Genomic DNA, 14,989 nt, shown 5'->3' with positions numbered 1-14,989 from the left:
TAAATTCTATGGAGAAAATTGTGTTTTGTCACGCTCTCTCACTTAAAACCCTGGTCCATTTTATACAACTCTCTAAAATGCTTATTGGTTTTGTATAAATCAGTTGGGGAGCCTTGCATCTCAATCTCTTTGGAATTCATAAATATTACATGGTCAACATAATTGATACCTTGTAAATGATGAGTTACCCAAATTATTGTCTTATCTGCTAAAACAGTGAAAAATGTCTTCAGCAAGTCATTTTCTGTAATAGGATCTAATCCAACAGTTGGTTCGTCTAATAATACTACTGGTGCATCTTGTAGAAGGATTCTTGCTAGGGCCAAACGTTCCTGTTCACCACCAGAAAAGTTAGAGCCGTTTTCGCCTACAAGTGTATTGTATTTATCTGGTAATGTTTCAATTAGATCCTTCAAGCCAACTTTTTCAAGAGCCGCTTTTACTTCAGAGTCAGACTTACTTTCATTACCAAGTCGAACATTATTCATGACACTAGTGTTGAATAGGAACGGCTTTTGATTTAATACCGAGAATATTTGTTCCCGATGTTCTTGAAGTTCTTGAACGTTTTTTTCATTTACTTTTATCGAACCACTTTGAGGGATCAAGTCACCTAATATAAGCTGCAAGATAGTTGTTTTACCAATCCCACTAGGTCCTAACAAGGCAATTTTTTGACCCTTTTGTATGGTTTGGGAGAAATTTTTAATTAAAACAGGTGAATCTGCGTCATATTCAAAGTCGATGTTTTCAATATCGATTTTTTCGAACTTCTTTGGATCAAGTTGTGCTTGTTTTGGAAGGTTGGACTCAACTGGCTTGAGTGAATTTAGTCTAATGATTGAGTCACGATATTCGGGCCATTCTTCGTATCCTTGACTAACCGGGATGAAAGTTTCAGATAGTGGGAATAAACAAAGAACAACGGCTGAAACAAAGTTGGCTTGTTCCTGTCCATCTGTCATTGTCAGATTTGTAAAAATGATGAAACAAATGGCAATTCCAACAAAGATCAATTGTAAAAATAAATCACGATTTCTTCTAAAGGATTTTGATTTATCTTTAGAATTATTCAGTTCAGAAATATTGGATGAAGATAAATTCTTGAAGTCTTTTTGACGACCGGAAATAATCCAATCATCAGCTCCTAAGATATTATCAGTCAAATTAGTATATAAATTAGCCTTTATTTGTTTCTGACGTACTCTTCTAGCACTTTCAATGGAAACAGAGACTAAAGGGACAATCAAAACTTCAATTGCTAGTAGTAGGAAAACAAAGAATCCAAAAGCCGGATTGTAGATTCCTAGAACTAGTGATCCAATGATAGTTAATAGATAGGAAATAACGGTTGGGAAGACAGTTCTTAAATAGAGATTTTGTAGATGACTGATGTCTTCTGACAATAATCCCATAATATCACCAGTTTTATGATGTTCATTCAAAAATGCAGCATCACTTTCTAGGGTGGTATAGAGTCTAGTTCTTAGATTAGAAGTAACACGTAAGACCCAATTGTGACTTTTTAATCTCTCAATATATTTGAACGTTGGGCGTCCAATACCAAAGGCACGTGTTAGTAGAATAGGTACGTAAATCAATAGGATATTAACAGGATGTGTTGCGGCCTTATCGATCGTATATCCTGAGGTAAACATCAGTGCTGAAGCACAAATGGAAGTTACCAAGCCTAATAGTAAAACGGTAATCAACAATCCCTTGTATTGCTTAATATACGGTTTGACCCATGTGTCACCTTTAAAAGTTTTAAAGAAGTTCATTTTGATCACCTCGCATATTAGAAATCAATTTACTGTAAGCACCGTTATGCTTAGAAAGGTCTTCAGGAGTACCTTGTTCAGCAATCTGGCCATTACTCATAACGATGACATAATCCATTTCTTGAATCCAGTGTAGACGATGAGTAGCAAAGATCACTAAGTGATTTTTGAATAATTCTTCCATCGGCTTTTTTAGTGCATATTCGGTTTCAATGTCCAAATGTGCAGTAGGTTCATCAAAAATAAGAACGTGTCGATCCTTTGCAAGAAAGGCACGAGCCAACATGATTCTTTGTTGTTGTCCACCAGAGATACCACGTCCGCCTTCACCAATTATCGTTTGATAACCGAGTGATAGGGTGTCAATAAACTCAGTCAATCCGGCTTTTTTAGCCGCAGCTTGTATCTCTTCTTTTGTAGCGTCTGGTTTATAAAATGCGATATTTTCAGCGATAGTGGTAGCGAAAAGATATGGTGACTGTGGTAAAAATGTTAATTCGTTTTGCCAAGATCTTTGTTTAAAATGTTCGATTGATTTATCATTTATCGTTATAACGCCACTATCTGGTGTCAAAAAGCCCCCAAGTGCACGGATCAAAGTAGTTTTACCAGAACCAGATTTACCAATTACACCAATATTTTTATATCCAGATAATTTCAGATGATCGATATCAAGACTAGAATCAATGTTACTTTGGTCTCTTGAATAGTTGAAGACAAGGTTCTTTATGTCAACCTCTGACTTCTCATTCCATTCAAGAGATTCCAGACCATCCTCGGTATCGGTATCTTTGTAATTTAAAATATCAAAAATAGAATTAAGTGCATTCTTACCATTCAGTGTGGCGTGATAATCACTTGAAAAGTCACGCAAAGGTAAGAAGTATTCTGGCGCTAAAATCAAGGTTACTAGTGCGGGGAATAGTGGGAAGCTGTTGTTTATTAGTCCTAGGCCTAAAAATACAGCTAATATGGCTATGCCAAGCGTTGTAAGCCAATCCAGTGCGAATGTCGATAGAATGGCAATACGTAGTGTATTCATCGTACGGCGACGATACTCGTCACTGACGGTATAAATGTTCTTAGCATAACGTTTACTTAGTCCCAACATTTTTAGAGTGGGTAATCCACGCAAAGCGTCTAAGAAGTGATTCGATAGAATCGTATATTGATGATATTGAGAGTCTGCCTTAGCTTGTGCTGCCAGACCGAGAATAATCATAAAAAGGATCACCAATGGAACGATAACTGTAAGAGTTATTCCAGAGGCTAAGTTTTGTGTGTAAATATATATCAGTAAAACTGGTGGAATAATAGACATGTTCATCAGTTTTGTAAAGATGAGTTTGAAATAGTTCTCGATTAAGTCAATTCCATCAAGAGATGCAGTTACTAAATTACCGGTACCTTCTTCAGAAATCATTGATGGTCCTGATGTGTAGACTTTATCAAGTAATTTAGAACGTATTTCTTCTGAGGTATTTTCGGCATAATTTTCAACTACTTTATTATTTATCCAGTTAAAACAATGTCTTAATAAAAAGGCTACTGCAAATAAAGACATTGGTAGAATAATAGTTTGGAGCGATTTTTGTTCCCACGAATTTACTAGTGCTTCTGCTAAATACTTACCTTGGAATAATATAGCAAATGCTTGCAAGAACGTTAGTCCTGCAAGCATTATGAAGAGCCTCTTTGTTCCCGGTAAGCTTAATAAACGCTTATCGATCATTTAATATTTCACCGTATGTTCCCTTGGATTAATTCTCTTAGTAAAGAGTGTGTATGACCAAATGAAGTATATAGCTACAATTGGTATCAAGATAGCAGCAACAATCGTCATAATCGTCAATGTATAGTGCGAGTTAGCAGCATTTTTAATTAAAATACTGTGTGCAGGATTTGTAGCGATCATAACACGTGGGAATAATCCATTGAACAAAAGAACGATAACCATACTGAGTGATAATCCACTACCAGCAAAGCTAAAGCCTTCCTTGTCCTTTAACACTCCGTAGTAGCCGAGAAGTGAGAAGAGAACGATTAATACTGTAATAAATAATGATGAACCGAATCTTTTAGTAAAGAAGTCTGTTTGGAAGAATACAAGTACTGCAAAGACTACTTCACCTAAGAAAAGGATTGGATAAAGAATTTGATTGAGCTTGCGAGCACGATCACGTAGTGGTCCTTCTACTCTTAATCTGATGAAATTCAAGCCATGAACTAAGGATAAAAGTGTACCAGCAACACCTCCGACAACTGATAATAAATTAACAACGTCGAAGAATTTTGGAAAGGCATCACCGTTTGCATTCATGGGGATACCTTGAACCATACTTAAAAGCATTAGGCATAGTAAGAATGGTGCCATGAAACTTCCTACAAAGAAAGTCCACATCCAAATATTTTTACCAGTTCTTGTTTCAGCGTGTTTAACGAATTCAAACGAAACACCACGAAGAATTAAACCAACTAAGACTAGTAACAAGACAATGTAATAGCCTGAGAATAATGAAGCATACATTAGTGGTAATGAGGCAAACATTGCACCACCGGCTGTAACTAGCCATGTTTCATTACCGTCCCAGTGAGGTCCGATCGAAGTCATTAGTGCGAGTCGTTCATCAAAGTCCTTTGCCAAAAAGCGTGTCGACATTCCTACACCAAAATCGAATCCTTCTAAAAATAGGAATATTGAAAATAATAAACCGATTAATATAAACCATAAATTAGCGAGTGTCATTTTACAAAGGCCTCCTTTGCAAATGGATCAACATTTTGTTTTGAATCTTCCATTTCGTAATAAGGTCCGTGATGGAGTGTTTGTCTGCTATACCAGATCATAACGCCACCAAGTAGTGTGAATAATAAGAAGTAAACGATATTACTGAACAATAATGTACCAACAGTTGAGGTTGGAGAAACAGCATCAGCAATAGTGAACAGTCCATAAACAATCCAAGGGTAACGTCCAAATTCTGTAATGAACCAACCAGCTGAATTACCAATAAATGGAACCCAGATGGCTAATCCGACGATAACCATGAACCACTTCTTGTTCTCGATAGTATCTTTCTTTTTGCGTGACCAGATAACTCCCAAAAAGGCAATTAACATTACCAAAAGGTCGATACCAGTCATGACTCTAAAGCTCCAGAATAAAGTCTTAGGTGGAGTGTAGTAGTTCATATCTTTTCCAAATTTCTTGTCATACTTAGCATGTAGTTCTTTATTGATAGAATTCATACCTTTTACAGAACCGCTTAATCTGTGATATGCAAGAATACTCAATACCTTGGGTATCTCGACTTGGCTAGATGCTGTGTGATTCTTAGCATCAATAGCTTCAACTACAGTCCATGGAGCAGGGTCTTTAGTATCTTTATAAATACCTTCAGTAGCAGCGAACTTCATAGGTTGATCTTTGATGATCTGTTGAGTCTGAAGATCTCCGGCACCAGCGGATAAAATAGCAAAAATTAAACTTACCCAAAGACCAAAACGTAGTGAGACTTTGAAGAAATGGTTCTCATCTTTCTTCTTACGCAATAGTCCCCAAGCACTCATACCAGCAATAACACATCCAGCAGTCATAATAGCTGCTAGAATAACGTGTGGAAAGACTCTCCACAATTGAGGATTAGTAATCACAGCACCAAAGTCGGTTAATTGAATACGTCCAGTTGTGTTGTTGATTTTGAATCCTGTGGGATGTTGCATGAAACTGTTAGCAGCTAGGATCCAAATAGCAGATAACATAGTACCAATAGCAGTCATCCAAATCATGAGTGCATGTAGGCCTGGTTTGAATCTATCCCAAGTAAACATCCAAATCCCAATAAAAACAGATTCGATGAAGAATGCTAATAAGGCTTCAATAGCCAATGGTGCACCGAATACATCACCCATGAAACGTGAGTATTCAGACCAGTTCATACCAAACTGGAATTCTTGAATAATACCTGTAACAATACCAACAGCAAAACTCAAAAGAAATATCTTCCCCCAGAATTTCGCCATATCAAGATATACCTTGTCTTTTTTGACTGCATAGAGAGTTTCCATAGTTGCAACTAAAACCGCCATCCCAATAGAAAACGGGACAAAGAAAAAGTGGAAAACGGTTGTCATAGCAAACTGAAAACGAGCCAAAGAGACGATACTTAAACCAATATCAAGCATGGTAAATAGCCTCCTTATGAACAATATTTGTAATCCCTAAATATACACGTTTATCATATGATTACTTAGTGAAATAATCAACAATAAGCACCTAATTTTGAAAAAAAACACAAAATCAAAAAAATGATTTTGTGCTTAAATTTATTTGTGACTACGACTCTTAGTTGGATCAAAATTCTTAAAACCATAAGGGCCATTTGTGGGTGCTTGATTAGGCTGATTTGGGTTTTGTTGCGGGTTGAAACCTTGTTGCTGTTGACCAAATTGTCTATTCATTGTTTGTTGACCCATTTGGTTATTTTGATTCATGTTACCAAATTGATTAGGTCGATTTGGTTGGTTATTATGGTTCATTTGATTGTTATTAATTTGGTTATTTCTATTGAATTGTCCATTGTTTGTTGGAACTGGATAATTTGTCTGTTGACTTTGTTGCGAAGAACCAAATTGTCTATTAGGTTGGTTTTGTTGATTAAATTGAGGGTTGAAATTATTTTGGGGATATTGATTAGGCTGTCTATTTTGATTATTATATTGGTTATTTTGGTAGCTACCCTGATTTTGATTGAATTGAGGATTTTGTCCTTGGTATCCATTTTGACCCTGATTAAACTGAGGATTTGGTTGTTGATAAGGACTTTGTCCGAATTGATTTTGATTAGGATCTTGATATTGCATAGGTTGTTGATAATAGTTTTGTTGAGGATATTGATTGTTTTGGTTTTGTTGATAATTATTTGGTTGATCATAATTATCATCAAGTGGTTCTTCATCCTCTTCAGTAGCAGGGTGCAAGATCAAATCGGCAATGCTGATTATTAAGACAATAGCACCGATAACGATTCCGATCCAAGACCAAATAACTAAGAACTTGGTACCAGGAAGACTGGAGTTAAATAATCCCATTAGTCCACCCAAAATCAAAATAACGAAGCTGACAACATCAGGAACGACGCTGTAAGATCTGTTCGTCAAGATATAAACGGCTGCTGCAATAATGTAAGTGATAGCTAATAAAATTCCCGCTGCTCCACCAATTGCACCAGTTCCAACCAATGCCGCGATAAAATTTTCAAAGCCAGATTTTATCATTAAAATAATTGATAGAATCAATAATATTGTTCCGGCAGAAATTTTTGTGATTCTTACCATAAATTTAACCCTCCGATTCGTTTGACACTACAGGTACTATTTTACATCATCTTTGATGAAATGGTTGATAGGTCCATATTTATGTCCAACTGCAATTTCATTTTTAATAGCATGATATGTAAATGTCTTAGAAATTCTAATGGCATTTTCCATAGATTCACCCTTAGCAATTTCGGCAACGATACTTGATGATAAAGTGTCGCCAGTTCCGTTAACATGCTCAGTTTTAACATATGGTTCAGAGATCCAAAATGATTGGCCGTCTTCTAGTAGAACGAAGTCTTCAACAGAATCCATTGATTCGTCGGCATGTTCACCTTTGATCATGATATTCTTAGGTCCAAGATCTCTTAATTTATGTGCTGCTTCAACAATTTCTTCATGATTATTTAATTCTAGACCAGATAATTTCTTAGCTTCATAGAAGTTAGGAGTTATTAGGTCTGCTAGTGGGAATAGTTCATCGATCAATGTTTGATAAGCTTCACTTTCAAGCAACATTGCTCCATGTTTTGTAATAATAACTGGATCTAATACAAAAGTACCAAATGGTTTGTCTTTGATCTCTTCGGCAACAGTACGAATAATTTCGGAATCAGAAAGCATACCAGTCTTAAATGCAGAAACATTAAAGTCGTCTTTGATATCCTTGATCTGGCTTTTGATAAAACTTGATGGCATATTGATACTATCATGAATACCGTATGAGTTACCTGCAACTGCTGCAGTTAAGACAGACATTCCGTAAACACCACGTGCCATAAAAGTTTTTAGATCTGCTTGAGCTCCGGCGCTACCGTCTGAGTCAGAGCCTGCAATGGTTAATACCTGAATAAATTCGTTCATAATTCACTCACCTAGCTTTTTTTATATTATTTAACTTTAATATTAACAGTTAAGTAAAAAAAGTGATATTGATTTGAAAATTTTGTTGACCTTTACGTTACGTTATACAGTAAACTTCTTTTTGTTGGGGGTGAAGAGATGGAGTATACAATCAAGCAACTTGCTGATTTGGCGGGTGTAAGTACGCGTACATTACGTTATTATGACCAAATCGATTTGTTGAAACCTAAATATAATAGTAAAAATAATTACAGGATTTATGGAGAAAAGCAGATAGATCGACTGCAACAAATACTCTTCTACAGAGCTTTGGAGTTTTCACTATCAAAAATAAAACAATTGATGAATGATGACGATTATTCAGAATTGACAGCTTTGAAAGAACAACAAGAGTTATTGGTACTTAAACAAAGGAATCTTGATGAACTCCTCAATACAGTGAATGCAACTATTAAGGCAAAACAGGAGAAAATAACAATGACTGATAATGATAAGTTTGAAGCTTTTAAAAATATTAAAATAAAAGAGAATGAATCTGAGTTTGGAAAAGAAATACGGGACAAATATGGTGACGATGTGGTAGATGAATCAAATCATAAATTTGCAGGATTAAGGCAAGTGGATATTAAGAAGATGAAAAAAATTGAAGAGGATATGTTTGTTAATCTTTTGAAAGTTGATGAATCTGATTTAGATTCTGTTTATGCAAAATTGGTATATGAAGATCATAAGAAGTGGTTGAGTTATAGTTTGCCCAATTATAGTGCTAGTACACATCGTGGATTGGTCGATATGTATATAACTGATAAAAGGTTCTCAGATTATTACAATAACAAAGCTAATAAGCCAGTTGTACAACTTTTACGAGATGTGGTATACCATTATACTAAATAGTATAATGAGGTGATTCTGTGAGTGGGAAAGTTGATTGGGTAGTTGATGAGCACATCAAATTAAGAATTGTTAAGCCAGATGATGACTCTGATTTATTTGCCTTAGTTGATGAGAATAGACAGCAGCTAGAAAAATATATGCCATGGGCACAAGATACTAAGACTGTCGCAAATGAGCATAGGTTTTTGGAATATTGCCAGAAACAAATAACTAAAAAAGCTCTTTGGCCAGTGACTATTTTGGTTGATGGTAAAGTCGCAGGGATGTTTGACTTTCACGACTTTGATCATGCTGATCGTCATTGTTCCATTGGATATTGGTTGGGCAAAGGTTATCAACATAACGGTGTTATGACACGTGTAGTGAAGGCTGCAATTAAGATTGGCTTTGAAGAGTTAGACATGCACAAAATCGCTTTACTGGCAGAAGTAGAAAACACATCTAGTAACAATGTGGCAATTCGAAATGGATTCCACTTAGATGGTACTTTGAAAGAACATATTTATTCTGATGGTAAGTTCCATGATGCAAATATCTATTCGATGTTGGAACATAGTTAAAACGTGTTACATAACGCAATTTTCTTTGTTTGATTTTAAAAAGGGAGTTGTGACGTAACTCTTTTTCTACTCAAACTTGCGGTGGAAACGTGTGAAAAAGCACAATTTTCTCCGTTTAATCAAAATAAGAGCTTGTGACATAACTCTACATTAAAAGAGCCTTCATACAGAAACGTTCGGTTTCCGTATGAAGGCTCTTCTTGTATAATAAAAGAATAATAAAAAAAGAGCACCGGTCCGAACACCGATACTCCACGAAATCACCCTCGAAAGGATGTTCCAAATTATGTTCAATAATTATAACATAAATCAGACAAGTTTAAATATGGCAATCGAATTTATTCCAGAGAAAGATCACGAAGCGTATTATATCAATGAATTAGTGGAATCTATTGAGTTTCACGATAGTTATGAGACAGGACGTCCGCGTGAATATGATTTGCGGGCCGTCCTAAAATTAGTACTATTTTCATATCTTAGAGGTCGCTACACTTGTCGCCAAATTGAGCGAGAAGCTCGCGAGAATATCTATGCACGTTGGTTGACTCAAGAACACGTTCCTTCATATCGCACAATTGCACGCTTTATAGTTTCCGACGAAGCTATGGAGATGATTCAATCAAGTTTTGAATCTATGCGTAGCTTTTTAGTTGAACATAACTTGATTGACGATTGTGTATTTATTGATGGGACCAAGATTTTGGCGAATGCCAATAAATATTCGTTTGTCTGGAAGAAGAAAATCATTCATTATGATGATTTAAACCGCGAAAAAGCTGAAGTCATTCTAAATGAAATAAAAGAAGTTGAAACCACTGCCTTTTCAGAATCATTACCCATGGACTATGATAATTTAGATTTGACTATTGCTAAGTTAGAAGAACGAATTGAACAATTGGATTTAAAAGTAGAAGAAACCAAGAAAATCTCTCCTAACTCTGCGAAGCGGGTGCGGAGAATAATGAAATCCAAGTTAAACAAGACAAAACATATCAGTGAGAAGCATGATAAATATTCAGAAGATATGAAGATTTTTGGTGAACGTAATAGCTTTTCAAAAACTGACCATGATGCTACATTCATGCGAGTCAAAGAAGACCCAATGCAAAACGGACAACTGAAACCTGGATATAACCTACAGATTGCCACTAGTAATCAATTTACCTTGGATTATGATCTGTTCTGGAATCCAACCGATACTCGTACCTTGATTCCATTCCTCAAAACTCTGGAGACCCACCGAGTTTTAGGACGTTTCATAGTGGCTGATGCAGGATATGGTTCAGAATCTAACTACAGATATATTGAAGATGAATTACTAGACCAAACTTCCTTGATTCCTTACGGTACGATGCTCAAGGAAAATAGTCGTAAATGGAAATCAGATGAAAAGAAAGTTCTAAACTGGGACTACCATGATATCGATGATTATTACATTGATCCCAACGGTGTTAGATTCAACTTTCTAAGAGTTACTATTAGAACCGATAAATATAAATTTAAAAGACAGTTTCGTTGTTATAAAGCCGAATCAAAAGATGAGAATCAAGAAATAATTGATGCGGCATTTAATAAAAGTGGAGGTGTCAGATATATTTATATTAATTCTGAATGGGAATATTTCAAAGCACATGAACGAGAGAAGCTTTATGGTAAAGTTGGGGCAAAAATATATGCCCAACGAAAAATCGATGTAGAACCGGTTTTTGGACACCTTAAGGCTTATTTGCATTTTACCAGGTTCACGGTTCGTGGAACTGATAAAGTCAAAAGCCAAATGGGATTAGCCTTAATGGCAATGAATATGGGAAAACTAGCCAAAAGAATGGCTTTTTCTTTAAAAAACAAAAGGACCAGAACAGGAAATCTTCGGATTTCCAAGTTCTGGTCTTATTTTTTATGGAGTTTTGTCACAAGCTCTTATTTGCGATTATACTCGAAAACTGAACGTGCTTTTTCACACTCTGTGTACTCTAGTATCCTAAAATATCTTTATTTTGTTCAGCTAAGTCCTTATAGAAATTAGCCATTGTAAGTTTGTAATATGGGAATACCCAAAGCATACCAATTACAGTCACTCCACCCAAAATGAACCATCCTAAGAAGCTAAGTTGAAGTACAAAGTAGCGCCATTTGTTACCACTCATTAATTCTTTACTCTTAGTTATATAGTCTGTTAATGAATAATCATCCGCAAGGTTACGGTCATTTAGGTCTTTATAGATAAAGTAAGTTTGTGAATAAGAAAACATCTTGATGATGCCGGGAACTATCAAAAGTAGTGACCAAAGAAAAGTGAAGACGTTTACTAATAGGTAAGTAAGCATCAACTTCCACCAGTCTGGGCTTCTGAAGTAAGTGAAGTTACTCTTTAGTGGTTGAACATCTAGTTCAGGATCATTTACCCAGTCTAATCCTCTAAATGTTGCCGAAATGGATATTAGTGAAAAAATAACACCAAGTATAAAGGTAATTATTCCTGTAATAGCAAGAACTCTAAATAACATTGTGAAATTTACATAAAAATCAGTGGATCCATATACAAATTTAGTATTTGGATTATGATTATTTGCTGTATTACCCATACCAGTTATAAGTAGTGGAATCAGGTACAGTAGTACACCAGTTGTCCATCTGCGCTTGAGTAAGTTTTTAACTTCTCTTTTAAGCTCAGCTCTTGAGTGATAGTTTTTCATAATTTAATCCTCCCTAGTGTACTTAGAATACACTAGTGTGAACCTTTGGAAAAGGATTATACTATCAGGTATTTAAGTGAAACAGGATAGTTGCAAGTAATGTATGAATAGTTCTATATTTCAATTAAATTAAAATTTAGATAGAATAGAAGTAATGAATACTGGAAAGAGGTATTAATATGATTGGATTTATTGGTGCAGGTAGTATTGGTGGTGCTGTAATCACTGGATTGATCAAAAATGGTTATGATGCCAAAGAAATAGTTGTTAAAGGTGGCAAGTCAAATCGAACAAAGGCTTTGCAGGAACATTTAGGATTCAAATTGGTCCAAAAGATAAAGCAATTGGAAGATGTTAATCCAATATTTATTGGTGTTGGTGCTAATGCACTTGATAGTGTGCTTTTGGAATTGAAGTCCATCAGTAAAGATAAGTTGATAATTGCCTTCACTGGTAATGCGACTGTGGCTAAGTTAAGACAATCTTTACCAGACGCAAAAGTTGCTCATGCAATCCCTAATACACCTGTTAAAGTTGGTGCAGGATTTACAGGAATTACTTACTCTGAAAAGTTTACCGAACAGGAAAAGAAACAAGTGATCTCTATTATGGGATACACCGGTCAACTAGTTGAAGTACCAGAAACACAACTTGGAATTCTTGGTACAGTCGCTGGTTGTAGCCCTGCATTCTTAGATTTATTCATTGAAGCTTTGAGTGACGCGGGCGTTAAACATGGATTGAATAGAAAACTTGCTTACGATGCTGCAATTGGTATGGCTTTAGGATCAAGTAAGTTGGCACTACAATCTGATCTTAATCCGTCTGCATTAAAAGATGAAGTAACATCACCAGGTGGTTCTACTATTAAAGGAGTTGCGGCATTAGAAGAATATGGTTTCCGTAACGCCGTTATAAAAGCTGTAGATGCTGCAGAAGGTGAATAATAATTAAAGTCTGAAGTCACGTAGTAGTTGTTCACGTTTGGCTAAGGGCTTTTTTTCTACACCGGAAAAATTCTTCCACTTGAAATTAAATAGTCTAGTTTTGAGGAACGTTCCACGAAAAAGCATCTTGGATAAAGGAGAGCCAATAAGACATTTGTATACGAAACTTGGTGTGCTCATGGTCGTTATGACTTCTATTTTTGGATTTTTCAACTCAGTTTTCATCGAGTCAGCTTGATACAAGATATTTTTTGCGTATACCTTATCAAGGAAACCCTTTGTCATAGCAGGCATAACTTCCCACCAAATAGGAAACATGAAAATGATCCTATCGGCATCAAGAAGTCTATCTTGGTAATTAGCAACTTGTTCACTGATGGCTTTTCCGCGTCTCCAATTAGATAGGTCAGTTGCTGACATTACGGGATTGAAATGGTCAGCATGTAAATCGATGAGATCAATTTCATTATTCTCTGATTTCAGTTGTTGCATAGTAGATTTTAATAATGCTGCCAAGAAAGAACGATTGTGTGGTACATTTTCAGAAGCAGTTGCTGTGTATGGATGGTCAAAAATAATAATAGTTTTCATAATTAATACCTCGCATTTATTGATGATTCTTATTCTATGAGAAGTATTAATAGTGCGCCTTAACAATTGTTAATTTACAGTAAGAAAGTGGATATTTTATGCAAAAAAATTTGTCGGAGTATTTAAAAAATAAATTTCCTGAAATTGAAGAACATTGGGGAGAACTTCATTCATTATTTATTTCTGAAAAGTTTCAAAAAGGAAGTACATTGTTGGACGAAGAAGATACAGCCACAGAAATATATATTATTACCAACGGTGCGTTACGATTGTGGCATAACGATGACGGTAAAGATATTACGTTGCAATTCTTCTTTGAAAATCAAATGGTTTCCTCCTTTGAAAGCTTCTACTTGGGGCAACCGAGTGGATTTTCAATTGAAGCTATTGAAGACACTGAGGTTTTAAAACTAAGTAAAAAGGACTTTGATGCGATTAAAGTGAAGTATCCAGAAATAGAGTCATCTATAACTAGGTTCATTTGTGAGAGGTTCATTGAATATCGCAATATTTTTTTCTCACAAATTCAGCATTCTCCAGAACAGCGTTATCAAGAATTACTCAGTAATGATCCCATCGTTTTAAAACGTGTTCCGTTACATTTCGTGGCATCATTTTTGGGGATTACACCAGTGTCATTAAGTCGAATCCGCAATCGTAATTAGTAAATTTTGAATAGTTTTGTATAATAATATAGAATTGAAGTAATAATTTGAGGAGAATATAGCTAATGCAAAAACGAAAAGCTTATCGCATCGCTATTTTGGGTATTTTAATGGCGATCATTTTTGTTCAGTCATTAGTGCCTTTTTTGGGATTCATTCCCACAGGATTTATTAATATAACAATAATTCATATCACTGTGATTGTTGCTGCTATCGTACTTGGTCCTAAAGATGGGGCCATTGTTGGTCTTGTTTGGGGACTAGGAACTATGGTGCGTGCCTTTACTAGTCCCACATCTATTATTGATACTACTGTGTTTACCAACCCGTTCGTCGCTGTTTTACCACGGATCGTTGTCGGATTGGTTGCTGGATATTTATATTTAGCCTTAAAAAATCGTTTCAAAAAAAGAGTTGTGGCAATGGGAATCGCATCAGCATTTGGTTCATTGACTAATACTATCTTGGTATTGGGATTGATGCGAATAATGTATGCCAGTGCTTTATCGCAGGCCTACACGACTCAGACTGATTTGCTCAATAAGTTGTTGCTTATAATTGTTGGTACGAATGGAGTTCCAGAAATGATTGCGGCGATTATTATTGCTCCCGCTATTTCGGCAGCTATTTTGAAAGCCAATAAGTTTTTGGATTGATATGAAAATAAGAGAA

14 protein-coding genes are annotated in these 14,989 nt (G+C 35.6%); 6 read left to right on the top strand and 8 right to left on the bottom strand.

The window, feature by feature from the left end; translation table 11 throughout:
- Window positions 1-38: 38 nt before the first annotated feature.
- The 6 genes from cydC to thiD all read right to left on the bottom strand — a co-directional run bounded on the left by cydC (window position 39) and on the right by thiD (window position 7,967).
- Window positions 39-1,781, bottom strand: coding sequence for a thiol reductant ABC exporter subunit CydC (gene cydC / locus BTM29_RS02790; protein ID WP_076614053.1), 1,743 nt, complete (start codon window positions 1,779-1,781; stop codon window positions 39-41).
- Entirely contained in the window at window positions 1,768-3,513 is a 1,746-nt protein-coding gene (gene cydD / locus BTM29_RS02785; protein ID WP_076614052.1) for a thiol reductant ABC exporter subunit CydD, read from the bottom strand. Before cydD ends, cydC begins: the two co-directional genes overlap by 14 nt.
- Window positions 3,514-4,527, bottom strand: a complete 1,014-nt coding sequence (gene cydB, locus BTM29_RS02780; RefSeq protein ID WP_076614051.1) for a cytochrome d ubiquinol oxidase subunit II — start codon at window positions 4,525-4,527, stop codon at window positions 3,514-3,516.
- Complete coding sequence (locus BTM29_RS02775; RefSeq protein WP_076614050.1) at window positions 4,524-5,966, bottom strand: cytochrome ubiquinol oxidase subunit I; 1,443 nt, start codon at window positions 5,964-5,966, stop codon at window positions 4,524-4,526. Before BTM29_RS02775 ends, cydB begins: the two co-directional genes overlap by 4 nt.
- Before the next feature lie 141 nt (window positions 5,967-6,107).
- Entirely contained in the window at window positions 6,108-7,118 is a 1,011-nt protein-coding gene (locus tag BTM29_RS02770) for a hypothetical protein (protein WP_076614049.1), read from the bottom strand.
- A gap of 36 nt (window positions 7,119-7,154) precedes the next feature.
- Window positions 7,155-7,967 (bottom strand): bifunctional hydroxymethylpyrimidine kinase/phosphomethylpyrimidine kinase, encoded by an 813-nt coding sequence (thiD, locus tag BTM29_RS02765; protein ID WP_076614048.1) that lies wholly within the window; start codon window positions 7,965-7,967, stop codon window positions 7,155-7,157.
- 135 nt (window positions 7,968-8,102) lie between these two features.
- On the opposite strand from thiD, the gene BTM29_RS02760 reads away from it, so the two are divergent.
- From BTM29_RS02760 to BTM29_RS02750, 3 genes are all read left to right on the top strand, one after another.
- Window positions 8,103-8,858, top strand: a complete 756-nt coding sequence (locus BTM29_RS02760) for a MerR family transcriptional regulator (protein ID WP_076614047.1) — start codon at window positions 8,103-8,105, stop codon at window positions 8,856-8,858.
- A gap of 17 nt (window positions 8,859-8,875) precedes the next feature.
- Window positions 8,876-9,418, top strand: a complete 543-nt coding sequence (locus BTM29_RS02755; protein ID WP_076614046.1) for a GNAT family N-acetyltransferase — start codon at window positions 8,876-8,878, stop codon at window positions 9,416-9,418.
- Window positions 9,419-9,704: 286 nt separating this feature from the next.
- A complete protein-coding gene (locus tag BTM29_RS02750; RefSeq protein ID WP_076614045.1) occupies window positions 9,705-11,444 on the top strand; it encodes an IS1182 family transposase in 1,740 nt (579 codons plus the stop codon).
- Here the strand turns inward: BTM29_RS02750 and BTM29_RS02745 are convergent.
- A complete protein-coding gene (locus tag BTM29_RS02745; protein ID WP_076614044.1) occupies window positions 11,392-12,114 on the bottom strand; it encodes a DUF975 family protein in 723 nt (240 codons plus the stop codon). The two genes, BTM29_RS02750 and BTM29_RS02745, sit on opposite strands and share 53 nt — an antisense overlap.
- A 179-nt stretch (window positions 12,115-12,293) precedes the next feature.
- On the opposite strand from BTM29_RS02745, the gene proC reads away from it, so the two are divergent.
- Complete coding sequence (gene proC / locus BTM29_RS02740) at window positions 12,294-13,061, top strand: pyrroline-5-carboxylate reductase (RefSeq protein ID WP_076614043.1); 768 nt, start codon at window positions 12,294-12,296, stop codon at window positions 13,059-13,061.
- A 3-nt stretch (window positions 13,062-13,064) separates the two neighbouring features.
- Here the strand turns inward: proC and BTM29_RS02735 are convergent, their stop codons facing one another.
- Window positions 13,065-13,652, bottom strand: coding sequence for an NAD(P)H-dependent oxidoreductase (locus BTM29_RS02735; protein WP_076614042.1), 588 nt, complete (start codon window positions 13,650-13,652; stop codon window positions 13,065-13,067).
- A 98-nt stretch (window positions 13,653-13,750) separates the two neighbouring features.
- Here BTM29_RS02735 and BTM29_RS02730 point away from each other — a divergent pair, with 98 nt between their 5' ends.
- Window positions 13,751-14,317: a Crp/Fnr family transcriptional regulator gene (locus tag BTM29_RS02730; protein ID WP_083685905.1), complete on the top strand. Its 567-nt coding sequence runs from the start codon at window positions 13,751-13,753 to the stop codon at window positions 14,315-14,317.
- Between the two features lie 65 nt (window positions 14,318-14,382).
- Window positions 14,383-14,973 (top strand): ECF transporter S component, encoded by a 591-nt coding sequence (locus BTM29_RS02725; RefSeq protein WP_076614041.1) that lies wholly within the window; start codon window positions 14,383-14,385, stop codon window positions 14,971-14,973.
- Window positions 14,974-14,989: the final 16 nt, after the last annotated feature.

The organism is Companilactobacillus allii (genome assembly GCF_001971585.1).
In the GTDB taxonomy this organism is placed as follows: domain Bacteria; phylum Bacillota; class Bacilli; order Lactobacillales; family Lactobacillaceae; genus Companilactobacillus; species Companilactobacillus allii.
The sequence above is the reverse complement of the archived record's forward strand: the minus strand, read 5'-3'. Positions and strand labels throughout refer to the sequence as shown.